We start from the raw sequence: 24,615 nt of genomic DNA, 5'->3' as shown, positions 1-24,615 counted from the left end.
TTTCATTGTGCTTGTGGCCGGGGCGGGGTTTAAAACCCAACCCAGTCACTATGCACTCGCATCAAGCGCCCACACTTATCGGTTGTTTAATTGTTAAAGAGCGGTACTGCTAAATTCGGTACTACTTACTGCCTGCCCACTTCGCGGCGCCGCTTTCGCTGGCGCTGCTTTGTCAGCAGCAGAGAAATGAGATTATGAAGAAGTTTTTATCGCTTGTCAAGTCAGCGTCACATCCATCGTTACGCTTTCTTGCCTGCGACCTCTTCAGGTCCGCCCCTCTTTAGCAGCTATCGAAATATCAGGGTTAACCCCAAGTTTTCGGCAACTGCCAAGCCTGAAACTATAACACGACTTTTGCAGATTATGCAACCGGCTTTTGCCTAATTTGCATCCCATCTTGCAACCCCGCAGCCGTCTGCTTTCGCTTCTGGCGCAGCCCTGAAATCCAGGGGTCGGTTACCGCTCAGGTGGCTAGCGATACAAGGGCAAACCCTTTGTTTGCATCACCAGCCAAGCCCAAGACTATAGCACGATTTTTGCGAATTGCGCAACTGGCCTCTGCCTGATTTGCTGCAATCCTTGCAATAACCGCCGGGCTTTCATTTCTGATCCCCTGGCGGCAGGCCGGCTTGGTTGCCCGTGCTGACCTGTTGCGCTTGCTTGGCTTCGCGTCTCGAAAACTGCCCGAATCGCGAAGGAGCGAGACTATAGCACGGAATTTTGCCTGCACCAGGAAGGTGACACCTATTTTTCAAAGACATGAAGATTTCAGGGGACGCATTAGCGTAATCAAGCCGCCCCGCCCCCCACTGCCTATATATAGAGGGTCGGACCAGATGGCGCTCAAGCCACCCTCGCCTCATGTCCGCAAGAATCGGGCGGCATCGGAGAAGCCTCTATATATACAGGGAGCACTCCATAGGGAAAAGCCTCTGCCAGCGAGAAGGGGCCGGCCATACACCTTCCCGTCTCCCTATATAGAGCGCGCATCACAGGTTTGCCACATGCCCAGCGGCTAGAGCCTGAGTTCTGTCGTTTCCTTGATCTGCTGAAGCGCGAAGAAGGAGCGCATGTCGATCACCGCGGGGTGGCGCATCAGCGTGTCCATGGCGAAGCGGGAGAAATGCGCCAGGTCTGCAACCTGTATGCGCAGCAGGTAGTCCATGTCGCCAGACATGGCGTAGCACTCGACCACTTCCGGCCAGAGCTGCACGTCGCGGGCGAAGTCGCTCATAGGCGCGTGGCTGGATCCGCTGTGCTTGTTCAAGCGGATGTTGACGTAGGCAAGCAGGCCCAGGCCGACCTTACCCGCGTCGATCAGGGCGACGTACTTCTTGATGAAACCCCTCTCTTCCAGCCGCCGGACCCGCCGCAGGCACGGACTGGGCGACAGCGACACGCGGTCGGCGAGTTCCTGGTTGCTCAGGCGGCCATCCCGCTGCAATTCGGCCAGAATCCGTATATCTGTCCTATCTAGCTCAATGTCAGACATTTTCAGCCCTGAATGTTTTCTTTACAGCAATATTATTGCTCAATCTACCGGCTTTCGCGACATGTTTGCAATTGTCTGCTCGTCGTTCCTTCCTACAATCTCCGTCTAGACTTGAACAACAAGTCGTCCTTAAAAAACGATGCAAGGGAGCAGACTTATGAGCAGCGCTTTCCAACCCTGGGACAACCCGATGGGCACCGCCGGGTTCGAGTTCATTGAATACGCCGCGCCGGACCCCGTCGCGCTGCGCAAGGTGTTCGAGCTGCTGGGCTTCAAGGCCATCGCCAAGCACCGCCACAAGGACGTGACGCTGTACCGCCAGGGCGGCGTGAACTTCCTGATCAACGCCGAGCCGGATTCCTTCGCCCAACGTTTCGCGCGCCTGCATGGCCCGTCGATCTGTGCGATCGGCTTCCGCGTACAGGACGCCAATGCCGCCTACAAGCGCGCACTGGAACTGGGCGCGTGGGGTTTCGACTCGCACAGCGGTCCGATGGAGCTGAACATCCCGGCGATCAAGGGCATCGGCGATTCGCTGATCTATCTGGTGGACCGCTGGAGCGGCAAGGACGGCCACGGCGGCATCGGCGACATCAGCATCTATGACGTGGACTTCGTGCCCGTGGATCCGCAGAACGCCCAGGCTGACCTGAATCACCGCGGCGCCGGCCTGACGCTGGTGGACCACCTGACGCACAACGTGCACAAAGGCCGCATGGCTGAGTGGGCGGAGTTCTACGAACGCCTCTTCAATTTCCGCGAAGTGCGCTACTTCGACATCGAGGGCAAGGTGACGGGCGTGAAGTCCAAGGCCATGACCTCGCCTTGCGGCAACATCCGCATTCCGATCAACGAAGAAGGCACCGAGGAGAAAGGCCAGATCCAGGAATACCTGGACCTGTACCGCGGCGAAGGCATCCAGCACATCGCCATGTCCACGGAAGACATCTACGGCACCATCGAGGCGCTGCGCCAGAACGGCGTGGTGTTCCTGGACACGCCGGAAACCTACTATGAACTGCTGGACCGCCGGCTGCCGAACCATGGCGAGGACGTGGCGCGCCTGCAGAAGAACCGCATCCTGCTGGACGGCGCCCCCGGCGGCGGCCTGCTGCTGCAGATCTTCACGGAAAACCAGATCGGCCCGATCTTCTTCGAGATCATCCAGCGCAAGGGCAACGATGGTTTTGGCGAAGGCAATTTCAAGGCCCTGTTCGAATCGATCGAGCTGGACCAGATGCGTCGCGGCGTAGTGAAGACCGTCGAGTAAAAGCTTCCCCCGCCAGCGCCCGGCGCTCAGGCATCGGCGCTGGCTTTGAAACCTCACCTTTGGTGAGGTTTTTTTTCGCCTGCTACTTCTGCAGCCGGTCCTGGAATTGCTTGCGGAATTTGGCAACCTTGGGCGCGATCACGAACTGGCAATAACCTTGCTCGGGATGCAGGGCGAAGTAGTTGCTGTGATAATCCTCGGCCTGCCAGAACTTGGCCGGCGCCAGCAGGCGGGTCACGATGGGCGCGTCATAGACTTGCTGTGCCTCGACCTCGGCAATGACGGCTTGCGCCTGCTCGCGCTGCGATTCGTTCTGCCAGAAAATGGCGGATTCGTATTGCGGGCCGACGTCGTTACCCTGGCGGCCCGGGGTGGTGGGATCGTGGGTCGCGAAGAACACGCGCAGCAAATCGCTGTATGACAGTTCGGCGGGATCGAATTCCACTCGGGCCACCTCGATGTGACCGGTACCCTTGCCGCAGACCTGTTCATAGCTGGGGTTGTCCACATGCCCGCCGCTGTAGCCGGGCAGCACGCTCTTGACCCCACGCAGCTCGGTAAACACCGCTTCGACGCACCAGAAGCAGCCGCCGCCGAGTACGGCGACTTCGTTGCCCGGAGAGGGTTGTTCTGCCATGACGATTCCTTCTTGATAGACGGCCGCGGAGTGCGGCCTGGCGCCCCCGGATTTCATGAGCGGGGCGCAGACAATGAGACTACTGCTTGGGCGGCGCCAGCGACAAGATCCATTCGGCCAGCGCGCGGGCGTCGTCCGGGCTGACCTGGGTTTGCGCGGGCATGGGCACCGCACCCCAGGCGCCGCGGCCGCCGCCGCGGATCTTGCCCGCCAGATAATCGACCATGGCGTCGCCCTGCCCCGCATAGCGTTCGGCCACGCTCTTGAGCGGCGGCCCCACGCGCTTGGCTTCGACCTGGTGGCAGGCCATACAGGCCTTGTTCTTGGCCAGGTCCAAGCCGGTGGTTTGCGCTTGCGCCGCCCCCGCGCCCAGCGCGCAGGCGGCGGCCAACAACAGACTACTCTTCAAATGCATCGGTAACTGCCCCACGGCTCGCGGTGCTGGCGAGCTTGCCGAATTTGGCAAGCACACCGCGTGTATAACGCGGCCGGGGCTGCACCCAGGCCTGGCGACGAGCCGCCATTTCTTCGTCGCTGATATTGAGCTGCAACAGCAGCTTGTGGGCATCGATGGTAACCGAATCGCCCTCGCGGATCAGCGCAATGGGGCCGCCCACGAACGCCTCGGGCGCGACATGACCCACGACCATGCCCCAGGTCCCGCCGGAAAAGCGTCCGTCGGTAATCAGCCCCACGGTTTCGCCCAGCCCCTGGCCGACCAGCGCGGAGGTAGGCGCGAGCATTTCGCGCATGCCGGGACCGCCCTTGGGGCCTTCGTAGCGGATGACCACCACATCGCCATCGCGGATTTCGCGCGCCATGATGGCTGTCATGGCGTCATCCTCGGAATCGAAGACGCGCGCCGGGCCCGTGATGACGGGGTTCTTCAGGCCGGTGATCTTGGCAACACAGCCCTCGGGCGAGAGATTGCCTTTCAGAATGGCGAGATGGCCCTGTGGATACAGCGCGCGGTCCAGCGGCATGATGACGTCCTGGTCCGCCCTGGGCGCATCGGGCACGCCGGCCAGGGTCTCGGCGATGGTCTTGCCAGTAATGGTGAGGCAGTCCGCATGCAGCAAGCCGGCATTGAGCAGCAGCTTCATGACTTGCGGAATGCCGCCAGCGCGATGCAGGTCCGTGGCGACGTACTTGCCGGACGGTTTCAGGTCGCACAGCACCGGCACGCGCTTGCGGATGCGTTCAAAATCATCGATGGTCCAGGGCACTTCCGCGGCATGCGCAATCGCCAGGAAGTGCAGCACGGCATTGGTGGAGCCGCCCGTAGCCATGATGACGGACACCGCATTTTCGATGGACTCGCGCGTGATGATGTCGCGCGGGCGCAGGCCTTTCCTGACCGCCTCGACCAACACTCGCGCGGACTCCGCCGCGGAAACGACCTTTTCCTCGTCCTCGTTGGCCATGGTGCTGGAGTACGGCAGACTCATGCCCATGGCTTCGAACGCGGAACTCATGGTGTTGGCGGTATACATGCCGCCACAGGATCCCGATCCCGGAATCGCACATTTCTCTATCTGCTTGAAGTCTTCTTCAGGCATGCGGCCCATGGTGTATTCGCCCACCGCCTCGAAGACGGAGACGATGGTGAGATCGTTGCCCTTGTAGTGGCCTGGCTTGATCGTGCCGCCATAGACATAGATGCCGGGCACATTGGTACGCGCCAGCGCGATCATGCCGCCCGGCATGTTCTTGTCGCAACCGCCGATCACCACCACCCCGTCCATCCACTGCCCTTGCGCCGCGGTCTCGATGCAGTCCGCAATGACTTCACGGGATACCAGCGAGTACTTCATGCCCTCAGTGCCCATGGACATGCCGTCCGAAATGGTGGGCGTGCCGAACACCTGGGGATTGGCGCGGGAGGCGCGGATGGCGTCGATGGCGGCGTCGGCCAGGCGCTGCAGGCCGCTATTGCATGGCGTGATCGTCGAATGGCCGTTGGCCACGCCGATCATGGGATTTTCGAAGTCGGCTTCCTGATAACCCAGCGCGTAGTACATGGCGCGGTTGGGCGCGCGCGCAACCCCGTGGGTGATATGGCGGGAACGTTCATTGTGCGGCATGGTCTGTCTCCTGTCGGCCGCCGGGGCTCGGACATGACGACCGCCCCGGGGGAAGCTGGCTCGCTTGCGCGCGAATCTTCAATGCTCGCCGGTTATTATCATTCAACTTCATTGTGTCGGGCAGAACATGCTGCAATATCCCCAATTTGATCCCGTCGCCCTGCAGATCGGGCCGCTTGCCATCCATTGGTACGGGCTGATGTACCTGGTGGGCTTTGCCCTGGTGTACCTGCTGGGACGGCGGCGCATCACCAGTGGCCACACCACCTCGCTGAACGTGAAGGATCTGGAAGACCTGATCTTCTACAGCGTGCTCGGCGTGGTGGTGGGCGGACGGCTGGGCTATGTGCTGTTCTACAAGCCGTCGTATTACCTGTCCCATCCGCTGGAAGTGGCGTACCTGTGGCAGGGCGGCATGTCATTCCATGGCGGCCTGATCGGGGTGATCGTGGTGATGCTGCTGTTCGCGCGCAAAAAGAAGCTGCCGTTCTTCGCGGTCAGCGATTTCATCGCGCCGCTGATTCCGCTGGGGCTGGGCTTCGGCCGCCTGGGCAACTTCATCAATGGCGAGCTCTGGGGCCGGCCCACCGACGTGCCGTGGGCCATGGTGTTTCCGGGCAGCGGCGACGGCCTCGCGCGCCACCCGTCGCAGCTCTATGAGCTGGGCCTCGAAGGCATCGTGCTGTTTGCGCTGCTGTGGTGGTTTTCGAGCAAGCCGCGCCCGCTGGGACAGGTGAGCGGGCTCTTCCTGATGGGTTACGGAACGTTCCGCTTTCTGGTGGAATTCACCCGCGAGCCGGACAACTTCCTGGGCCTGCTCGCGGGCGGTTTGAGCATGGGACAGTGGCTGTCCGTCCCGATGGTCGCCCTGGGCGCCATCATGTTCAGCCTTACTGCAAAACGATCGTCCCGTTGACCGCGATGCTGACCGTGACGTTGCCCGCTTCCAGCGGCACGTCCGGGCTGTAGCCGCCAGAGGCGTCCTTGGACATCGCCGCGGCACCCATCATGCGCGGCATCGGCACCGGGCCGCCGGAACCGCCCAGTTCCAGCTTGGACAGGCGGTAGCCCGAGAAACCGAAGGCGTTGGCTGCAGCCAGCGCACGATCCTTGAAGGCTTGCGCGGCTTCCTTGAGCAGCTTGCGCTCTTCAGCTTCGCGCACCTCGCGCGACAGCAGGAAGCTGATGTTGGAAATGGCGGTCTTGTCGGACAGCTTCGAAGCCAATGCGGCGGCGGCTTCGAAGTCCTTGGATTCGAGGATCACTTCGCCCTGGCCACGCCAGGAGCCGATCTTGCCTTTGCTTGAAGTGTTCGGCCAGACGTTGTAGCCGCCAGTGCGCACTTCCACGCCCTTGACATCGCGCGCACGCTTGACCACGTCGTCCAGAGCGGCGCTCAGCTTCTTGCCCGCGGCGGGCTGGTCGGGCGCCTCGACTTCGGCGGACAAGGAAATACGGACTGTGTCCTGCTTGACCTCGGAAGACGCGTTAGCCTGCAGGGTCAATTCCGGCGCACGGCTGGCGGCCGCTTCGGTGGCGGCGGCAGGCGCCTGGGCCTGCGCATACGCGAGCGGCGCAGCGCTCAGAGCGGCCACGGTTGCGCACGCCGCACCGAGTTTGGTCAGCGAGAAAACAGGGTGTTTGAACATGGACTGGTCCTAGGAGGGAGGACGAAGGGGGGAGTGGTGAGGCGCCCGGGGCGGACCTGCTCTTATGGCAGGCCCGCTGGGATAGATGCCCCGCCTGTGCCGTCAAGGCCGGCATCTCGAACCCTGAGGTTCAAGGTGGTCGCGTTCCGAAGAGCGTCGGGTTCGTCTACGGGAGACGATCACTCCAGCTCTGCACTCCCGCAACCAATATGCCAAAAGACATAGGTTCAGAGAATGTATGGCCTAGTCACGGACACGGCAGGGACAAACTGAAAATACTTGAATGCTGCTTATGAACTGTTAGAGCAGTTTTTCCTGACCCGACAAGGCGTCATCGAGTACTGCGTTCATGTCCTCAATTCTACGCTTGAAGTCGCCGACCGCCAAACCGCCCAGGGGACCATCGGGCGCCTTCATGGCGAGCAGCTCGCCCGCGACCTGCAAAGCGGCCATCACGGCAATGCGTTCGTTGCTGGAAACCTTGCCCGTGCCCTGGATGCGCAGCATCAGCTGGTCCACGTGACGAACGGCTGCCAACAAGGTCGGTTTCTCTTCGGCGGAACATGCCAGGGAATAGTCGCGCCCCAGTATGGTGACATCTACGCGTTCCATCAGTGTTGCTCTCCAGACGGTGCGCCCGGCAGGCGGGCCAGCACGGCGTCAATGCGCTCGCGGGCCGATGCGGCGGCCACGCGCAAGCGCTGTAATTCGGTGTCGCGGGTCTGCAGGCTGCCTTGAAATTCGGTTTCACGGGCAGAGAAACGCGATTCGAGCGACTGACGTTCGGAGGTTTCGCGGGCCAGTTGTTCGCGCAGCGAGACTTCAGCCTGCTGGGCTTGCTCGAGCATGGCGGTGACCGCGCCGTCATGATCCTGAAGCTTGCTCTGCAGCGTGACGATCTCGGCCTCGCGCTCGGCGGCGCGCTGCTTGAGCACACGCTGCTCAGCTTCGGTGTCGTTCAAGCGTTGGCGCAACGCGTCACGCTCTGCGTGGAGTTGGCGGGTGCGTTGCACCAGTTGCCCGATGCGGGCGGCGAGTTGGTCTAGATCTTGCAGCATGGGCGCTATCGTAAACCATCCTGAGTTGAACTGGGTCTCTTCACGCAAGGTGAGAAACCCGGCAATATTCAGTAGGATTTATCCCTCACTCATTCGAAAGCCACGCATCCGGCCGATCCTGCTTTCGTCTTTCTTTCTATAAACTTTCACTTAGCTTTCAAAAAGCCCTCAAACTTCCTGACCCGTTACAACTCGGGGTCGGGAGTTCCCGAATTTTAGGGAAAACCCCAGCCTTTCACCGACCTTACAGGGTTTGCAGCGTGGCGGGCGTCCATTACCATTCGCCCTTTCAAGAATCCCAGCCTTACCTTTCATAAGAACAAACGGCACCCCGAAGTGCCTTTTTTGTGCCTGTCACTCGCCTGTCGGCGGGATGGCCACAGACCTTTTTTATCTACATGCTGTAAACAGGAGCCAACCAATCATGCAGCTACGCAATCGACAGGACTTCTGGTCGGGGGTGATGTTCATCGCCCTTGGACTGGGATTCGCCTGGCAGGCCAGCAGCTACCAAATGGGTACTGCCGCCCGAATGGGCCCAGGGTATTTTCCTTTCTGGCTAGGCATTGTTCTGGCATTGCTGGGCGCCATCGTGCTGCTTGGCTCGATGTCCAAGAAAGCGCACGATACCCACGTCGACAAGTTCGACTGGCGCATCGTTTTCCTGGTGGTCGGATCAGTCGTGCTCTACGGCTTCATCCTCAAACTGCTGGGCATCTACATTTCGGTATTCGTACTGGTTGTCGTCAGCAGCCTGGCCAGCCATGAGTTCAGCCTGAAAGTCGCCGTCGCCAACGGCATCTTCCTGGTGGTGTTCTCGTATCTGGCATTCGTCAAGGGGCTGGGGCTGATTTTCCCGCTGTGGCCGTCGTTTCTGGGCATGAACTAAGGAGCAACCGGTCATGGAATTGTTTGACAACCTGATGTTGGGCTTCTCGGTGGCGTTCACGCCCGAGAACCTGCTTTATGCACTGCTGGGCTGCATCCTGGGCACGCTGATTGGCGTGCTGCCGGGCATCGGCCCCGTCCCGACCATCGCAATGCTGTTGCCGATTACGTACGTGCTGCCCCCGGTGGCCGGCCTGATCATGCTGGCAGGCATCTACTACGGCGCCCAATACGGCGGCTCCACGACGGCAATTCTTGTAGCTTTGCCAGGGGAAACGTCCGCGGTGGTGACCGTGCTGGACGGCCACCAGATGGCCCGCAACGGCCGCGCTGGCGCCGCACTGGCAATCGCCGCGCTGGGTTCGTTCTTCGCGGGTTGCGTGGCCACGCTGCTGCTGGCCGCCTTCGCGCCTCCGCTGGCTGAAGTCGCGTTCAAGTTCGGCCCCGCCGAGTACTTCTCGCTGATGTGCCTGGGCCTGGTCGGCGCCGTGGTGCTGGCTTCGGGTTCGCTGCCCAAGGCTATCGCGATGATCCTGCTGGGCCTGCTGCTGGGCATGGTCGGCACCGACGTGAACTCGGGCGTTGCCCGCTTCGACTTCGGCATCCCCGAACTGCAGGACGGCATCGACTTCGCCATCGTGGCCATGGGCGTGTTTGGCTTCGCCGAAATCATGACCAACCTCGAGCAGAAGGAAAACCGCGTCGACATCACCGACAAGATCGGTTCGCTGTATCCCAACAAGCAGGAATTCAAGGAATCGTACCCGGCAGTGCTGCGCGGCACGGCCCTGGGTTCGGCCCTGGGCATCCTGCCGGGCGGCGGCGCCGTGCTGTCGTCGTTCGCTTCCTACACGCTGGAAAAGAAGATCTCGAAGAATCCGGAACGCTTCGGCAAGGGCCACCCGGCCGGCCTGGCTGGCCCGGAATCGGCGAACAACGCTGCGGCCCAGACCTCGTTCATCCCGCTGCTGACCCTGGGCATCCCAGGCAACGCCGTGATGGCGCTGATGGTCGGCGCGATGACCATCCACAATATCCAGCCCGGCCCGCAAGTCATGACGAGCCACCCGGAGCTGTTCTGGGGCCTGATCGCTTCGATGTGGATCGGCAACCTGATGCTGGTGGTGCTGAACCTGCCGCTGATCGGCCTGTGGGTCAAGCTGCTGAAGGTGCCCTACCGCATCCTGTTCCCGGCGATCCTGGTGTTCTGCACGATCGGGGTGTACTCGTTGAACTACAACACGTTCGACATCTTCACCACCGCCATCTTCGGCGTCATCGGCTACGTCTGGTCCAAGCTGAAGTGCGAAGGCGCACCGCTGCTGCTGGGCCTGGTGCTGGGTCCCATGATGGAAGAGAACTTCCGTCGCGCCCTGCTGCTGTCGCGCGGCGACTTCACGACCTTCGTGACGCGTCCGCTGTCTGCGTCGCTGCTGGCCATCGCCGTCTTCCTGGTGATCCTGGTGGCCCTGCCCGCGATCCGCAAGAAGCGCGAAGAGACCTTCGTCGAAGAAGAGTAAAGCGCAGCCTGCCGCCCTGCGGCAGTCTCGCCCTGAAAACCCCCGGGTTCCGCCCGGGGGTTTTTCTTTGCGCGCGTGGAATCCGTCCGACAAACGCTACGGATCGATACCATCCAATACGGATTATGTTCAAACGCAGTTCGCGTGCGTTAAGCTAGGGGTTTACCCCACGCGACGATTCGAGATGAATTTCAACTGGAACAACCCCTATCCCACCACCCGGCGCCCGGTGTTCGCGCGCAATGTGGTCGCCACCTCGCAACCGCTGGCCGCCCAGGCGGGCCTGCGGATCCTGGCGCAAGGCGGCAACGCCGTGGACGCGGCCATCGCCGCGGCCGCCACGCTGGCCCTGACGGAGCCAGTCAGCAACGGGCTGGGATCGGATTGTTTCGCCATCGTCTGGGACGGCTCCAAGCTGCATGGACTGAATGCCTCGGGCACGGCGCCGGCCGGCTGGAACCTGGATTACTTCCGACGCAAGCACCAGGGCGCCATCCCGGCCCGGGGCTGGGACAGCGTGACGGTGCCGGGCTGCGTGGCAGGCTGGGCCGCGCTGCATGAAAGACTGGGCCGCCTGGCCTATGCCGACGTGCTGGCGCCCGCCATTGAATATGCCGAGCGCGGCTTTGCCGTGTCGCCCGTGGTGCAGGAAAAATGGGCGGCGCAAGCCGATGTCCTGCAACCGCAGCCGGGCTTCGCCGAGCATTTCCTGCCGCGCGGGCGCGCGCCGCAGGTCGGCGAGCACTTCGTGCTGCCGGGCGCGGCCGCCACGCTCAAGCGCATCGCGACCAGCGGCGGCAGGGACTTCTACGAAGGCGAAACCGCCCACAAGCTGGTGGCGCATGCCCAGGCCCACGACGCCGCTCTGACGCTAGCCGACCTGCGCAACTACGCGCCGCAATGGGTCACGCCGATCAGCCAGGCGTATCGCGGCCACACGCTGCGTCAGATTCCACCCAACGGCCAGGGCATCGCCGCCCTGATCGCCTTGGGCATCCTGCAGAACTTCGACGTGGCGGCCCGCCCGGTGGACCATCCCGAAACGCAGCACCTGCTGATCGAGGCGATGAAACTGGCCTTCGCCGACGTCTACGAACATGTGGCCGACGCGCGCCACATGCGCGTCACGCCCGAACAGATGCTGGCGGCGGACTACCTGGCGCAGCGTGCGCGCCTGATCGACCCCAAGGCGGCGCAGGCCCATGGCAGCGGCCATGCGCCGCGCGGCGGCACCGTCTACCTGACCGCGGCCGACAAGTGCGGCATGATGGTCAGCTTCATCCAGTCGAACTACATGGGATTTGGTTCGGGCGTAGTGGTGCCGGGTACGGGCGTCAGCCTGCAGAACCGCGGCCATTGCTTCAGTACCGATCCCGGCCACCCCAATGCCGTGGCGGGCGGCAAGCGCCCTTTCCACACCATCATCCCCGGCTTCCTGATGCGCAATGGCGCCCCCGTCATGAGTTTCGGGGTCATGGGGGGCAATATGCAGCCCCAGGGACAGGTGCAGGCGCTGGTGCGGATGCTGGACTACGGGCAGCAGCCGCAGGCCGCCTGCGACGCGCCTCGCTGGAAATGGAACCATGGGCTGTCGTTGGACGTGGAGGCCGGCCTGGCACCAGCGGTCGCCGAGGGACTGCGCGCCCGCGGCCACGTGCTTGAAAGCTTGGCGGACCCCTACATGGATTTCGGATCGGGGCAATTCATTTGGCGCCTCGGCGACCCGGCCGTGGACGGATATGTCAGCGCCAGCGACAGCCGGCGCGATGGACTCGCCGCGGGCTTTTGATTGCGTTAAGGTTAGGGCCTGTTTACAGGCGCCAGCGCCCCTGACGACCCCAACTTCATAAAGCGGAGTTCCCTGCATGGCAACGATCGGTACCAAGAGCTACGACGCTGTCGTAGCCCAGAAAGTCACTTTCCTCGGATTGGGCGTGATGGGCCTGCCCATGGCCGGCCATCTGGCGCGCGCGGGACACGACGTCACGGTCTACAACCGTTCGCCGGCCAAGGCGCAGGCCTGGGTCGCCGAGTTCGGCGGCAAGAGCGCGGCCACGCCGCGCGTAGCCGTGGCCGGCGCGCAGATCGTGTTCGCCTGCGTGGGCAATGACGATGACCTGCGCAGCGTGGTGCTGGGACCGGACGGCGCCTTCGCCGGCATGGCGCCCGGCGCGGTCTTCGTCGACCACACCACCGCGTCCGCCGACGTGGCGCGCGAGCTCTATGCGCAAGCCAAGGACCTGGGCCTGAATTTCATCGACGCGCCGGTATCGGGCGGGCAGGCGGGCGCGGTCAATGGCGCGCTGACCATCATGTGCGGCGGCGAACAAGCCGTGTTCGACGCGATCAAGCCGGTTGCGCAGAGCTTTGGCCGCGCCGTCACGCTGGTTGGGCCGCCGGGGGCAGGCCAACTGGCCAAGATGGTCAACCAGATCTGCATCGCCGGGATCGTGCAGGGGCTGTCTGAAGCCGTGGCTTTCGGCCAGGCGGCCGACCTGGACATGAAACTCGTGCTGGACGTGATCAGCAAGGGCGCGGCGCAGAGCTGGCAGATGGAGAACCGCGGCGGCACCATGGTCGACGACAAGTTCGAGTTCGGTTTCGCGGTGGACTGGATGCGCAAGGACCTGGGCCTGGTGTTGGCCGAAGCCCGCCACAATGGCGCGCGCCTGCCCCTGACGGCGCTGGTGGACCAATTCTATGGCGACGTCCAGAAGATGGGCGGCGGCCGCTGGGATACTTCCAGCCTGATCAAGCGCCTGCGCGACTGAGCCCTGCCCTCGTGGCAAAAAAAAGGCGAGCCGCATGGCTCGCCTTTGCGTTGGACGCCTGCGCTTACGCGGCCAGGCTGTCCTGTTGCGCGGCGGGCAGCAGCGCATCGATGCGCTGCTTGGCCTGCGCGATGCCTTCCAGCGCAGCCACTTCGCCCATGGCCATGCCTTCGGCGGCGATGAAGCTGACGTCGGTCATGCCCAGGAAGGCCAGCATCTGGCGCAGGTAAGGCGTCAGCGTGTCCGAAGGCGTGCCTTCAGCCTTGCCGCCGCGAGCAGTCAGCACGAACACCTGCTTGCCCTTGACCAGCCCTTCCGGCACGCCTTCGGCGGTATAGCGGAAGGTGACGCCGGCGCGGGCCAGATGATCGAGATAGCTCTTGAACTGGGCGGGCATGTTGAAGTTGTAGACCGGAACGGCGAAGACGATGCGATCGGCCTCCATCAATTCGGCGACCAGCGCATCGCTCATCTCGACCAGGCGTTGCTGGTCCACGCTGCGGGCATCGGCCGGGGTGAACAGCGCGCCAGCGGTGTTGCCGTCGAAGTACGGGATGGGCTGCGCGCCGATGTCGCGGACCTTGATCGCCGCGGCCGGGTTGGACGCCTTGACGCGGTTGATCAGGTGATCGGCCAATTGCTTGCTGTTGGAACGATCGCCGAGAATAGAGGAAAGGATAACCAGGGTCTTCATTGCAAATTTCTCCAGTGAGGGCCCGCTCGCTGCGGGCGGTCAGGATCCGTAAGCTTTGATCAGATCCCGAGTGCATGGCGTCACTGTAGACGGGTTAATTGTTCACATAAATACGGTTATGATGAACTATTCGTTCCAGGCATAGAACAATCATGCAAGATCTCAATGACCTCTATTACTTCTCCCAGGTGGTCGAACAGGGAGGTTTCAGCGCCGCGGCCAGGGCGCTGGACATTCCGAAATCGCGCTTGTCGCGTCGGATCTCGCACCTGGAGGAAAGCCTGGGCGTGCGCCTCTTGCAACGCACGACGCGCCGCTTGCGCCTGACCTCGGCCGGTGAACGCTATCTGCACTATTGCCGGGAAATGGCCGCCTCGGCGCGCGCCGCCGACGACGCCATGCGGCAATTGCAGGCGGAGCCCACCGGCCCGGTGATCGTGAGCTGTCCGGTATCCATCGCGCAGGACGTGCTGTCGCCGCTGCTGCCGGAATTCCTGGACGCCTGGCCCGCCGTATCGGTGCAATTGCTGGTGACCAACCGCCGCGTGGACCTGATCCGCGAAGGCGTGGACCTGGCCCTGCGCGTACGCACCAAGCTGGATACCGACGCCGAGCTGGTCGTGCGCCACTTCGGCACGGCGCGCGGCACGCTGGTCGCCAGCCCCAGCTACCTGCAGCGCCACGGCACGCCCGATACGCCGCAGGACCTCGCCACGCACACCACGCTGAGCTTCAGCGATCCGCAAAACGAAGTGCGCTGGCCGTTGCGCAACGACAAGGGCGAAGAGGTGCACGTGGAATTGAAGCCGCAGCTGTCCTGCAACGACTTCATCGTGCTGACCGAAGCCGCGGTGCGCGGCCGCGGCATCGCCCTGCTGCCTTCCATCGCAACGCATGAACAGCTGCGGCGCGGCCAATTGGTGCAGGTCCTGCCGCAATGGCAATCGCCCGAGGGCATCGTGCATTGCATCTATCCGTCGCGGCGGGGCATGATGCCCGCCGTGCGCGCCCTGCTCGATTTCCTGTCGGAGCGCCTGCCCGCCATGTACCAGCGGCTGGAAAAGGCTCCGCTGCCCCCGGCTCAGTAGCCGCGCGAGCGGTCCACCACGCCGCTGATGGATTCGCCGCGCTGCAGCTGCGCGACCTTGTCCGCGATCTGCCGGATGCTTTCGTCGCGCAAAGTGCGCGCCGCGATATGCGGCGTGACGTGCACGCGCGCATCGCGCCAGAATGCATGGTCCTTGGGCAAGGGCTCGGTGTGGAAGACGTCCAGCGTGGCGCCGTCGATCTCGCCCTCTTCAAGCATCTGCACCAGATCGTCCTCGACCAGATGTTCGCCCCGGCCCACGTTGACCAGATGCGCATGCGGCAGAAGCTGCGACAGCGTGCCGCGATTGAGGATGCCGACGGTGTCCGGCGTGAGCGGCAGCACGTTCACGAGGAAACGCGTACGAGCCAGGAACGCCGGCAAGGCGGCTTCGCCCGCAAAGGATTCCACGCCCGGGATTTCACGCGGCGACCGTGACCAGCCGGCCACGGGATAGCCGAATTGGGCCAGGATCTGCGCCACGCGCGCACCCACCTGCCCCAGCCCCAGCACGCCCACCGGCCAGTCCGCCTGCCGCGTGCCTTCGCGGGTATCCCAATGCTGCCGCGCCTGTGAGTGATCGAAGGCTTCGAAATCGCGCGAGACGCGCAGCAGCGCGTACAGCGCGTATTCGGCCATCTGCACCGACATGCCCGCGTCTTCCAGGCGCACGATGCGCACCTGCGGCGGGATCTCGGGCATCTTCAGCAAAGCATCGACGCCGGCGCCCAGATTGAACAGCGTCGTCAGGCCGGTCTCGTGCTTGAAGAGTTCGGCCGGCGGACGCCAGACCAGGGCCGCCTCCGCGCCCGAGGGCGGGCCGTCCGGGTTCCACACGGAAATGCGGCAGCCGGGCATGGCGGCTTCCAGGAGCGGAACCCAGACGGCGGGATCATGGTGGGGACAGGCGAAGAGTATGTGCATGATGACTCTGTGTACAGGCTCGGGAAGGCTCAAGCATGAGGGATGCCGCCCCACAAATCAAACGGCCCGGCGTATGGCCGGGCCGTGTTGAGGCAGAGAGAAACAGCGCTCAGGCCGCTTGCGGCACTTCGGGCTTGTCCTTGTCCTTGTTCTTGTTGCGGCGCATGAATGCCCACACCTGCAGGAAGATCAGCAAGGCGCTTGCGCCGATGAACCAGGCGCTGATCGGACGCTCCACGAATACCGCCAGGTCGCCGCGGGACAGCAACAGCGCGCGGCGGAAGTTCTCTTCGACCATCGGCCCCAGCACGAAGCCGAGCAGGATGGGCGCCACCGAAAACTCCAGGGTCATCAGGATCGCGCCGATCACGCCAAACGCCAGCACTTCCCATATCTGGAAGAGGCTGTTCTGCGTGCTGAACACGCCCACCGCGATGAAGAACAGCGCCGACGGGAACAGATAGCGGTACGGCACCTGCAGCAGTTTCACCCACACGCCGATCAGCGGCACGTTCAGCACCATGAGCAGCACGTTACCCACCCAGAAGCTGGCGATCAGGCCCCAGAAGATGTCCGGATGCTCGGTGATGAGTTGGGGACCGGGCTGAATGCCCTGGATCAACAGCGCGCCCAGGATCAGCGCCATCACCGCGTCGCCGGGGATGCCCAGGCTCATCGTGGGGATGAAATCGACCTGCGTCTTGGAGTGCGACGACGCTTCGGGCGACGCCACGCCGGCGATCATGCCGGTGCCGAATTTCTCGGGCGTCCTGGATATCTTGCGCTCCAGCGCATAGGCCACGAAGGTGGTGATCGTGGGACCGGTGCCGGGCATGGCGCCGAACAGCGTGCCCACCGCCGTGCCGCGGACCATGGGCCAGAAAGCGGTCTTGAGTTCCTGCTTGCTGGGCCGCATGTCGCGCAGGCGCAACTTGGCGCCGCTGCCGATGATGGTCATGCGGTTGACGCTCATCAGGAAGTCGGCCACGCCGAACAGGCCCATGGAAATCGCCACCAGCTCCAGGCCATCGGACAGGTCCAGCAGACCGAACGAAAAGCGGATGGTGCCGGTGTTCACGTCCGTACCGACCACGCCGCACATCAGGCCGAACAAGGTCATTGCCACGCCCTTGAGCGGCGAACCGCGCGACATGGTGGCGCCGGCCAGGAGGCCCAGCAACATGATCGAGAAGATCTCGGTCGGACCAAACTTGAACGCCACTTCCACCAGCAAGGGCGATGCGAAGATCATGACGATGATCCCCACCGATGCGGCGAAGAACGAACAGATCATCGTGATGCCCAGCGCCGTTCCGCCCTTGCCCTGCTTGGTCAGCGGATAGCCATCCAGGCAGGTGACCGCGTGCGGCGGGTGCGAAGGCAGATTCAGCAGGATCGCGCCGATGGCGCCGCCGTACTGCGAACCATAGAAAATACCGGCCAGCATCAGGATGGCGGGCACCGGATGCATCACGTAGGTCAGCGGCAGCAGAATGGAAATGGCCGACAGCGCGCCCATGCCGGGCAGCACGCCGATGAGGTTGCCCACCAGCACGCCGAAGAACGACCACATCAGGTTATGCCACTGGAAGGCAACGCCAAAGCCGTACCAGAGGTCCATCAAGGATTGGGAAATCATGGCGCATCAACCCCAGCGAAACAGCGGAAGCTGCAGCTGCAGCGCCCACCAGAAGACGACGACCGCGATGACGGTCATGGCGACCGAAAGCAGGATGGCCTGCTTGATCGTGTTCTTGCGGTCGCCCAGCGCAGAGATGAATACGATGGCGAACGTGGCGGGCAGCAAGCCGCCGTAATGGCCCAGCAGCAGGAAGGCCAGGATGCCCAGCAGGATGCAGGCGCCGCCGCGGAAGTCCGGCAGTCCATGGCCGTGGCCGTCGCCGGGCGGCGGCGCGGACGATTCGCCCGAGCGCGCCGAGATGGCGATCAGCACGCCTGTCAGCGCCAGCAGGCCGCCGAGCGCGGCGGGGAAAAAGCCGGGTCCCATGTGGCTCAGGGAGCCGATGTGATAGTCGGTCCCGCCGTAGATTGCCCCCAGCCCGATGAGGACCATCAGCGCTCCGCCGTAATAGTCCTTTCTATTGATTGTCTTTTGCACTTCATCCTCCTTCGTGGTGCGGGGCCTCTGCCTGCCCGGGATGCTCCGCTCGAAACGAGCGACACCCGGTTCCTGGCGACAGGCCCGAACGCAGATTACGGAGGGAAGCTGCTAATTCGCTTTCTATGCGCTGTCGCGACCCTGAATCCAGGGGTTATCCCTGACAGGAAGTCGAAATATGCATGGAATCAGCGGATGCGCCGGAGCGCGGAGAGCTATTGGTCGCCCTTGAGCTCGACATCGAGCGGGCGCGGATACTGCGAGACAGTGGATGCGAGCGGCAGCCACAGCACGGAGGCCAGTCCGACGCCGCCCTGCGCGTTCGGCTCGCCGTCGCGCAGTTCGATGTCGCCATCGTTGCGGCGGGCATAGGCGCGGGCGATCGCCAGCCCCAGGCCCGACCCCGACGAGGCGACCGGCTTGTCCGTGCCTACGCGTTCGAAACGCGCGAAGGCGCGCTGGCGCAGTATCGGATCCAGCCCTGGTCCGTTATCGGAAACGGCGACCTCGGCGCGGTTGTCGTGGCAGCAGACGGACACGGTGATGCGCGCGCCCGCGGGCGCGTAATGGATGGCGTTGTGCACCAGGTTCGACAGCGCCTCGTGCAGTTCGGCCTCGTTGCCCGAAACCGGCGCGGAGATTTCCAGCCCCTCTTCGGAGCTGGCCTGGACCCAGCCCAGGTCCTGCTGCTTTTCGTGCGCCAGCGGCAGGTACTGCAGCACCACCTCGCGCGACACGGCGTTCATGTCCAGCAGCTGCCGCGGCAGCTGATCGGCCTGGTTGGCGTGGGCCAGGGACAGCAATTGCTCAGTCAGGCGGCGCGTGCGGCCCAACTGGTCGACGATGCCACGCAGGCCTTCCTGCGCGCGGGCGGGATCGCGCTCACGCAGGGCGTACTGCGCCTGGGTCAGCATGATGGCCAGCGGCGTGCGCAACTGATGGGAAGCATCGGCCAGGAACTGCGATTGTTCATCGAGGACGCGACGGTAACGGGCGATATGGTGATTGACCGCATCGACCAGCGGTGCGACTTCGCTGGGCACGCGCGAGGCGTCCAGCGGCGTCAGGTCGTCGGGGCGGCGCGCGCGGATATCGTTGCGCAGCCGGCGCAGCGGCTTCAGCGCCCACGACACGCCCCACCACACCAGCAACGCCACCAGAGCCAGCATGCGCGTGTCGCGCAGGATTTCCTGGCGCCGCGCGTTGTTCTCGGCTTCGATGCGCTTGCCGGTGCTTTCGGCCACGACCACCAGCACCTGGCGATGCTGCCCCTGGTAGTACAGGTCCCGCACCACCGCGACAACCCGCACGGGATCGTTGCGATAGACACTGTCGTAGAAGATGGGCTGGCTGTTGGAGCGCGGCCAGCTGGGCGGACGCGGCATTTCCGGCATGCCCAGCAGGGTCTTGCCCGGGGCCGTGGGCACCGCGGCGCCATCCGGCAGCGGCGGGTCGATCTCTTCGATACGGAAATACTTGCGCAGACCCGCGCGGGACTCAAGCATCACCTGCGCGTACAGCGGCGTGGCGACCTGCAGATTGCCGTCCGGGGTGAATTCCAGGCTGCTTTCCAGCACCCGAGCCGGTTCCACCAGGGCGCTATCGTAGGCTTCGTTGGTGATTTCGGCCAGCGTGCGGTAGTCGTTGACGCTGTCCACGACCAGCAACACGATCACTCCCGGCAACAGCAGGATGATCAGCAGCGCGCGGATACCCACGCGCGGCAACCCGGGCAGCCGCAAGCTCACTCAGGGTTCCGCGGACTCGCTGGCGACGCTTTCCAGCATATAGCCCAGCCCGCGCACGGTGACGATGCGCACGTCGCTGCCGGCCAGCTTCTTGCGCAGCCGGTGCAGCACGACTTCGATGGCGTCCGGATTGGCTTCGCTGTCATGGGTGAAGACCTTGCCGAACAGTTGGGACTTGTCCACCGGATAGCCGCTGCGGGTCAGCAGCGCGGCCAGGGCGGCATGTTCGCGCGGAGTCAGGAACAGCAGCGAGCCGTCCAGGGTGAAAGCGCGGCTTTCGCTGTCGTAGGACAGCGAACCGCATTGCAGGCGCGGATGCTGGCGGCCGCGGCTGCGGCGCACCAGCGCCGTCAGGCGCGCTTCCAGTTCCTCGAGCGCGAACGGCTTGGTCAGGAAATCGTCCGCGCCCAGGTTCAGGCCGCGCACGCGATCCTGCAGGGCGCCCTGGGCGGTCAGCAGCAACACGGGGGTGCGGTCGTCCCGATTGCGCATTTCGCGCAACACCACCAACCCATGCTTGTCGGGCAGGCGCAGGTCCATGACGATGGCGTCGTACTCCGTGCCCGCCATGAAAGCTTCGGCGGTGCGGGCGTCAGCCGCATGGTCCGGCACGAACCCGCTCTGGGCGAGCGCGCGCATCAACCAGGACGCCATGTCCCGTTCGTCTTCAACCAACAATATGCGCATGACCGTCCGTTCCTTCTGGCAGATTGTCTGCCGCCCGTTGCCCGTGCACCCGTTGGCGCAGGTAGCGGGTTTCGTGATGGCGCCGGAAGAGGATAGCCGACAGCTCGTTCAGCGCCTGGGTGTAGACATCGCGCTTGAATTCGATCACGGCATCCAGGGGCACCCAATACTGGCTCCAGCGCCAGGCATCGAATTCCGGATGCTGCGTCGCACGCAAGCACACATCGCTGTCACGTCCGACCAGGCGCAACAAGAACCAAATCTGCTTTTGTCCTTTATAGTGGCCGCGCCACTCACGCCGGACGAAGTGATCGGGCACGTTATAACGTAACCAATCGCGTGTACGCCCCAAAATACGGACATGCTCGGGCTTCAAGCCCACCTCTTCATGGAGTTCGCGATACATGGCCTGCACCGGGCTTTCGCCGTACTTGATGCCGCCCTGGGGGAACTGCCAAGCATGTTCCCTGATACGCTTACCCCAAAAGACCTCGTTTCTACCGTTGACGAGAATGATGCCGACATTGGGGCGGTAGCCTTCGCGGTCAAGCATGGGCCACCCCCACCGAATTCAATACAATTACGGTCGATTATACGTATCTGCTGCCACCTTTAAACATGCGCGCATCCAACTACCACATCAACACCCTCAAAGAAGCCCCTTCCGAAGCCGAAGTCGCCAGCCACCAGCTGATGACCCGGGCAGGGATGATCCGCAAGCTAGCGGGCGGCATCTACACCTATATGCCCCTGGGGCTGAAAGTCATCCGCAAGGTCGAAGCCATCGTCCGCGAAGAAATGAACGCCGCGGGTGCGATCGAGCTGCTGATGCCGGTGGTCCAGCCGGCCGAGCTCTGGCAGGAGTCGGGCCGCTGGGAGCAGTACGGCGCCGAATTGCTGCGCATCAAGGACCGGCACCAGCGCGATTTCGTGCTGCAGCCCACGTCCGAGGAAGTCATCACGGACATCGCGCGCAACGAAATCCACAGCTATCGCCAGCTGCCGGTGAACTTCTATCACATCCAGACCAAGTTCCGGGACGAGCGCCGTCCGCGCTTCGGCCTGATGCGCGGCCGCGAATTCACCATGAAGGACGCCTATACCTTCGACCGTGACGAAGCCGGCGCGCAGGCCAGCTACGACAACATGTTCAACGCCTACATGCGCATCTTCGGCCGCCTGGGCCTGGGATTCCGCGCCGTGGCCGCTGACACGGGCTCGATCGGCGGCACCCGCAGCCACGAATTCCAGGTGATCGCCGAGACCGGCGAAGACCTGCTGGTCTACAACGCCGACTCCGACTACGCCGCCAACATCGAGCTGGCCGAGGCCGTGGCCCTGTACGCCACCCGCGCCGAACCCGCCCAGGCCATGGCCGACGTGCCCACGCCGGGCGCCGCCAAGTGCGAGGACGTAGCCAAGCTGTTGGGCCTGCCGCTGGAACGCACCATCAAGTCCATCGTGCTGGCCACCGACGGTGAAAAGGGCGCCGACATCTGGCTGCTGCTGCTGCGCGGCGACCATGAACTCAATGAAATCAAGGCCGGCAAGCTGCCCGGCCTGGCCGGCTTCCGCTTCGCCACTGAAAGCGAGATCGTCGAAGCCTTTGGCTGCAAGCCCGGCTACCTGGGCCCGGTCAAGACCGTCCGTCCGGTGCACGTCATCGCCGACCGCACCGTGGCCAACATGGCCGATTTCGTCTGCGGCGCGAACAAGGAAGACTTCCATATCCAGGGCGTGAACTGGGGCCGCGATTTGCCCGAGCCCGAACTGGTGGCCGACCTGCGCAACGTGGTCGCCGGCGACCCCTCGCCGGACGGCAAGGGCACCCTGTCGATCCAGCGCGGCATCGAAGTCGGCCACGTCTTCTACCTGGGCAAGAAGTACTCGGAAGCCCTCAAGGCCACCTTCCTGGACGAAACCGGCAAGCCGGCCGTCCTGGAAATGGGCTGCTACGGCATCGGCGTGACCCGTATCGTGGGCGCGGCCATCGAGCAGAACCACGATGCCCGCGGCATCATCTGGCCGCGCGCGATCGCCCCCTTCGAAGTGGTAATCTGCCCGGTCGGCTGGGGCAAAAGTGAAACCGTGCGTGACACCGCGCAAAAGCTCTACGAATCTCTCCTGGCGCGCGGCGTGGACGTCATCCTGGATGACCGCGATGCCCGCCCGGGTGTGATGTTTGCTGAATGGGAGCTGATCGGCGCGCCGCTGCGTGTAACAGTTGGAGAACGCGGCCTGAACGATGGTGTGGTGGAATTGCAGGCCCGTCGGGAAACCGAAGCGGCCAAGATTCCGGTAGAGTCCGCGCTTGAAGCCGTGCTGACGAAACTCGACACGCTGTAAACCTTATAGTAACTACGGACTTTTCGCGTCCCGACCGCCCTTTGCTATCCATCGTGACCGATCCGAAGTCCGCCGAATCCGTCCTGCAAGTCCGTGTGTACTACGAAGACACGGATGCAGGCGGAGTCGTTTTCTACGCCAACTACTTGAAATTCCTGGAGCGCGCACGCACCGAATGGCTGCGCGACCTGGGAGTCAACCAGTCCCACCTGGCGGTTAGCGAGCAACGGATATTCGTTGTCCGCTCCCTGGACATGGCCTACCGCAAGCCGGCCAGGTTGGACGATTTACTTACCATACGCAGCCGAGTCACACGACTGGGCCGCGCTTCGATACACTTCGCGCAACGCGCGGAACGCGACGGGGAACTGCTTGCCGAAGGCAACATCCAAGTCTGCTGCGTCGATGCCATTCACATGCGGCCGGCGGAGTTGCCGGCTGACGTTCGCGCCAAACTGGAATTCATTCAGGAATAACCATGCAAGTCACCAACGACATGTCGTTGCTTTCGCTGATTTCGCACGCCAGCGTGCCGGTCCAGCTGATCATGCTGATGCTGTTGGGCATTTCGATCATGTCCTGGACCTATATCTTCGCCAAGCGGCTGGCGATCAAGCGGGCCCATGCCCAGACCCGCCGCTTCGAAGACGATTTCTGGTCGGGCGGCGACCTGTCCATGCTGCAGCAAGCCGTGGCCTCGCGCCGCGATGAGCAAGGCGCCCTGGCCCGCATCTTCGATGCGGGCATGACCGAATTCCTGAAGGCCCGCCGCGGCAACGCCTCCGGCGACGCCACCGCCCTGCTAGACGGCCCGCGCCGTGCCATGCGCGCCGCCTACCAGCGCGAAATGGATTCGCTGGAATCGCACCTGAACTTCCTGGCTTCGGCCGGCTCCGTGTCCCCTTACATCGGCCTGTTGGGCACGGTCTGGGGGATCATGCACGCCTTCATCGGCCTGTCGAACATGCAGCAGGCCACCCTGGCCTCGGTGGCCCCTGGCATCGCGGAAGCGCTGATCGCCACCGCCATCGGCCTGTTCGCGGCAATTCCCGCCGTGGTCGCCTACAACCGCTTCACGAACGACATCGATCGCATCTCGATCCGTTTCGACAGCTTCGTCGATGAATTCCTGAACATTCTGCAACGGCAGGTGCGCTAATGCCCTCGGTAAGCTCACGCGGCAGGTCCGGCCGCCGCATGAAGGCCGACATCAACGTGGTGCCGTACATCGACGTGATGCTGGTGCTGCTGGTCATCTTCATGGTGACCGCTCCCCTCATCACGCCCGGCCTGATCCAGCTGCCCTCGGTCGGCGCGGCTTCGGACGTGCCGGTCAAGCCGCTGGAAGTCCAGATTTCGGAAGACGGCAAGATCGCCCTGCGCATGCGCGAACCCGGCGCCACCATGCAGGACATCGCGCGCCCCGAGCTGGTGGCGCAAGTGCGTTCGCGCATTACCGCGGAAACCCCGGTGGTCATCGCCGCCGACGGCAAGGTGCCCTACGAGACGGTCGTGAAGGTCATGGATGAACTTCGCACCAACGGCATCACCCGCCTGGGCCTGCTGGTGGACCAGTCCGCCGGCGGTTCCCAGCCCGCACCCGCGAAAAAACGCTAACGCGACGCCTTCCGCCGGCGCCGC

Annotated in this window: 25 protein-coding genes and 1 other RNA gene; 11 read left to right on the top strand and 15 right to left on the bottom strand. The window is 63.6% G+C overall.

Translation table 11 applies throughout. The features are described from left to right. Positions 1–1,015: 1,015 nt before the first annotated feature. A complete protein-coding gene (locus WBB14_RS26425) occupies positions 1,016–1,492 on the bottom strand; it encodes an Lrp/AsnC family transcriptional regulator (RefSeq protein ID WP_424242379.1) in 477 nt (158 codons plus the stop codon). A 157-nt stretch (positions 1,493–1,649) separates the two neighbouring features. On the opposite strand from WBB14_RS26425, the gene hppD reads away from it, so the two are divergent. Continuing rightward, positions 1,650–2,762, top strand: coding sequence for a 4-hydroxyphenylpyruvate dioxygenase (hppD, locus tag WBB14_RS26420; RefSeq protein WP_424242378.1), 1,113 nt, complete (start codon positions 1,650–1,652; stop codon positions 2,760–2,762). Between the two features lie 82 nt (positions 2,763–2,844). Here hppD and msrA read toward each other — a convergent pair whose 3' ends face one another. The 3 genes from msrA to ilvD form a co-directional block, all read right to left on the bottom strand. After that, on the bottom strand, positions 2,845–3,399 hold the full coding sequence (gene msrA / locus WBB14_RS26415) for a peptide-methionine (S)-S-oxide reductase MsrA (RefSeq protein WP_424242377.1): 555 nt from the start codon (positions 3,397–3,399) through the stop codon (positions 2,845–2,847). 79 nt (positions 3,400–3,478) lie between these two features. Further along, the gene (locus WBB14_RS26410; protein ID WP_424242376.1) at positions 3,479–3,814 is read right to left on the bottom strand and encodes a c-type cytochrome; all 336 of its coding nucleotides are present in this window, start codon (positions 3,812–3,814) and stop codon (positions 3,479–3,481) included. Continuing rightward, entirely contained in the window at positions 3,798–5,483 is a 1,686-nt protein-coding gene (ilvD, locus tag WBB14_RS26405) for a dihydroxy-acid dehydratase (RefSeq protein ID WP_424242375.1), read from the bottom strand. Before ilvD ends, WBB14_RS26410 begins: the two co-directional genes overlap by 17 nt. A gap of 127 nt (positions 5,484–5,610) precedes the next feature. On the opposite strand from ilvD, the gene lgt reads away from it, so the two are divergent. Beyond that, the gene (gene lgt, locus WBB14_RS26400; RefSeq protein WP_013391511.1) at positions 5,611–6,399 is read left to right on the top strand and encodes a prolipoprotein diacylglyceryl transferase; all 789 of its coding nucleotides are present in this window, start codon (positions 5,611–5,613) and stop codon (positions 6,397–6,399) included. On the opposite strand, the gene WBB14_RS26395 is transcribed toward lgt, so the two are convergent. The 4 genes from WBB14_RS26395 to WBB14_RS26380 form a co-directional block, all read right to left on the bottom strand. Continuing rightward, positions 6,374–7,132, bottom strand: coding sequence for an SIMPL domain-containing protein (locus tag WBB14_RS26395; protein ID WP_424242374.1), 759 nt, complete (start codon positions 7,130–7,132; stop codon positions 6,374–6,376). The genes lgt and WBB14_RS26395 overlap by 26 nt on opposite strands. 83 nt (positions 7,133–7,215) lie before the next feature. Then, positions 7,216–7,400, bottom strand: a non-coding RNA gene (gene ssrS, locus WBB14_RS26390) — 6S RNA. 32 nt (positions 7,401–7,432) lie between these two features. Beyond that, entirely contained in the window at positions 7,433–7,744 is a 312-nt protein-coding gene (locus WBB14_RS26385) for a cell division protein ZapA (protein ID WP_006388757.1), read from the bottom strand. Continuing rightward, the gene (locus tag WBB14_RS26380) at positions 7,744–8,190 is read right to left on the bottom strand and encodes a hypothetical protein (RefSeq protein WP_424242373.1); all 447 of its coding nucleotides are present in this window, start codon (positions 8,188–8,190) and stop codon (positions 7,744–7,746) included. The genes WBB14_RS26385 and WBB14_RS26380 overlap by 1 nt, the downstream gene beginning before the upstream one ends. 424 nt (positions 8,191–8,614) lie before the next feature. On the opposite strand from WBB14_RS26380, the gene WBB14_RS26375 reads away from it, so the two are divergent. The 4 genes from WBB14_RS26375 to WBB14_RS26360 all read left to right on the top strand — a co-directional run bounded on the left by WBB14_RS26375 (position 8,615) and on the right by WBB14_RS26360 (position 13,369). Continuing rightward, on the top strand, positions 8,615–9,079 hold the full coding sequence (locus WBB14_RS26375) for a tripartite tricarboxylate transporter TctB family protein (RefSeq protein WP_424242372.1): 465 nt from the start codon (positions 8,615–8,617) through the stop codon (positions 9,077–9,079). 13 nt (positions 9,080–9,092) lie between these two features. Beyond that, a complete protein-coding gene (locus tag WBB14_RS26370; RefSeq protein WP_424242371.1) occupies positions 9,093–10,598 on the top strand; it encodes a tripartite tricarboxylate transporter permease in 1,506 nt (501 codons plus the stop codon). 184 nt (positions 10,599–10,782) lie between these two features. Then, entirely contained in the window at positions 10,783–12,387 is a 1,605-nt protein-coding gene (locus WBB14_RS26365; protein WP_424242370.1) for a gamma-glutamyltransferase family protein, read from the top strand. 76 nt (positions 12,388–12,463) lie between these two features. After that, positions 12,464–13,369: an NAD(P)-dependent oxidoreductase gene (locus tag WBB14_RS26360; RefSeq protein WP_424242369.1), complete on the top strand. Its 906-nt coding sequence runs from the start codon at positions 12,464–12,466 to the stop codon at positions 13,367–13,369. Between the two features lie 64 nt (positions 13,370–13,433). On the opposite strand, the gene WBB14_RS26355 is transcribed toward WBB14_RS26360, so the two are convergent. Then, complete coding sequence (locus WBB14_RS26355) at positions 13,434–14,063, bottom strand: FMN-dependent NADH-azoreductase (protein WP_424242368.1); 630 nt, start codon at positions 14,061–14,063, stop codon at positions 13,434–13,436. Positions 14,064–14,215: 152 nt separating this feature from the next. Here WBB14_RS26355 and WBB14_RS26350 point away from each other — a divergent pair, with 152 nt between their 5' ends. Continuing rightward, positions 14,216–15,151 carry a LysR family transcriptional regulator gene (locus tag WBB14_RS26350; protein WP_088138358.1) on the top strand — a complete coding sequence of 312 codons (936 nt, stop codon included), beginning with the start codon at positions 14,216–14,218 and terminating at the stop codon, positions 15,149–15,151. Here WBB14_RS26350 and WBB14_RS26345 read toward each other — a convergent pair. The 6 genes from WBB14_RS26345 to WBB14_RS26320 all read right to left on the bottom strand — a co-directional run bounded on the left by WBB14_RS26345 (position 15,145) and on the right by WBB14_RS26320 (position 21,181). After that, positions 15,145–16,074: a 2-hydroxyacid dehydrogenase gene (locus WBB14_RS26345; RefSeq protein WP_424242367.1), complete on the bottom strand. Its 930-nt coding sequence runs from the start codon at positions 16,072–16,074 to the stop codon at positions 15,145–15,147. The genes WBB14_RS26350 and WBB14_RS26345 overlap by 7 nt on opposite strands. A 109-nt stretch (positions 16,075–16,183) precedes the next feature. Next, entirely contained in the window at positions 16,184–17,713 is a 1,530-nt protein-coding gene (locus WBB14_RS26340) for a tripartite tricarboxylate transporter permease (RefSeq protein ID WP_424242366.1), read from the bottom strand. 6 nt (positions 17,714–17,719) lie between these two features. After that, positions 17,720–18,148: a tripartite tricarboxylate transporter TctB family protein gene (locus WBB14_RS26335; RefSeq protein ID WP_424242382.1), complete on the bottom strand. Its 429-nt coding sequence runs from the start codon at positions 18,146–18,148 to the stop codon at positions 17,720–17,722. A gap of 260 nt (positions 18,149–18,408) precedes the next feature. Further along, positions 18,409–19,911: a sensor histidine kinase gene (locus WBB14_RS26330; protein ID WP_424242381.1), complete on the bottom strand. Its 1,503-nt coding sequence runs from the start codon at positions 19,909–19,911 to the stop codon at positions 18,409–18,411. A 30-nt stretch (positions 19,912–19,941) separates the two neighbouring features. Continuing rightward, on the bottom strand, positions 19,942–20,628 hold the full coding sequence (locus WBB14_RS26325; RefSeq protein ID WP_056327910.1) for a response regulator: 687 nt from the start codon (positions 20,626–20,628) through the stop codon (positions 19,942–19,944). Further along, on the bottom strand, positions 20,609–21,181 hold the full coding sequence (locus WBB14_RS26320; protein WP_013391497.1) for an RNA pyrophosphohydrolase: 573 nt from the start codon (positions 21,179–21,181) through the stop codon (positions 20,609–20,611). Before WBB14_RS26320 ends, WBB14_RS26325 begins: the two co-directional genes overlap by 20 nt. A gap of 65 nt (positions 21,182–21,246) precedes the next feature. Between WBB14_RS26320 and WBB14_RS26315 the strand changes: the two genes are divergently transcribed. The 4 genes from WBB14_RS26315 to WBB14_RS26300 are packed head-to-tail and all read left to right on the top strand — an operon-like array spanning position 21,247 to position 24,591. Beyond that, the gene (locus WBB14_RS26315) at positions 21,247–22,974 is read left to right on the top strand and encodes a proline--tRNA ligase (protein ID WP_424242365.1); all 1,728 of its coding nucleotides are present in this window, start codon (positions 21,247–21,249) and stop codon (positions 22,972–22,974) included. Positions 22,975–23,027: 53 nt separating this feature from the next. Further along, positions 23,028–23,450 carry a tol-pal system-associated acyl-CoA thioesterase gene (gene ybgC, locus WBB14_RS26310; RefSeq protein WP_424242364.1) on the top strand — a complete coding sequence of 141 codons (423 nt, stop codon included), beginning with the start codon at positions 23,028–23,030 and terminating at the stop codon, positions 23,448–23,450. Between the two features lie 2 nt (positions 23,451–23,452). Further along, entirely contained in the window at positions 23,453–24,133 is a 681-nt protein-coding gene (gene tolQ / locus WBB14_RS26305) for a protein TolQ (RefSeq protein ID WP_054458511.1), read from the top strand. Continuing rightward, entirely contained in the window at positions 24,133–24,591 is a 459-nt protein-coding gene (locus WBB14_RS26300; protein ID WP_041652194.1) for an ExbD/TolR family protein, read from the top strand. The genes tolQ and WBB14_RS26300 overlap by 1 nt, the downstream gene beginning before the upstream one ends. Positions 24,592–24,615: the final 24 nt, after the last annotated feature.

It is taken from the genome of Achromobacter sp. (assembly GCF_049647645.1).
In the GTDB taxonomy this organism is placed as follows: Bacteria; Pseudomonadota; Gammaproteobacteria; order Burkholderiales; family Burkholderiaceae_B; genus Achromobacter.
The sequence above is the reverse complement of the archived record's forward strand: the minus strand, read 5'-3'. Positions and strand labels throughout refer to the sequence as shown.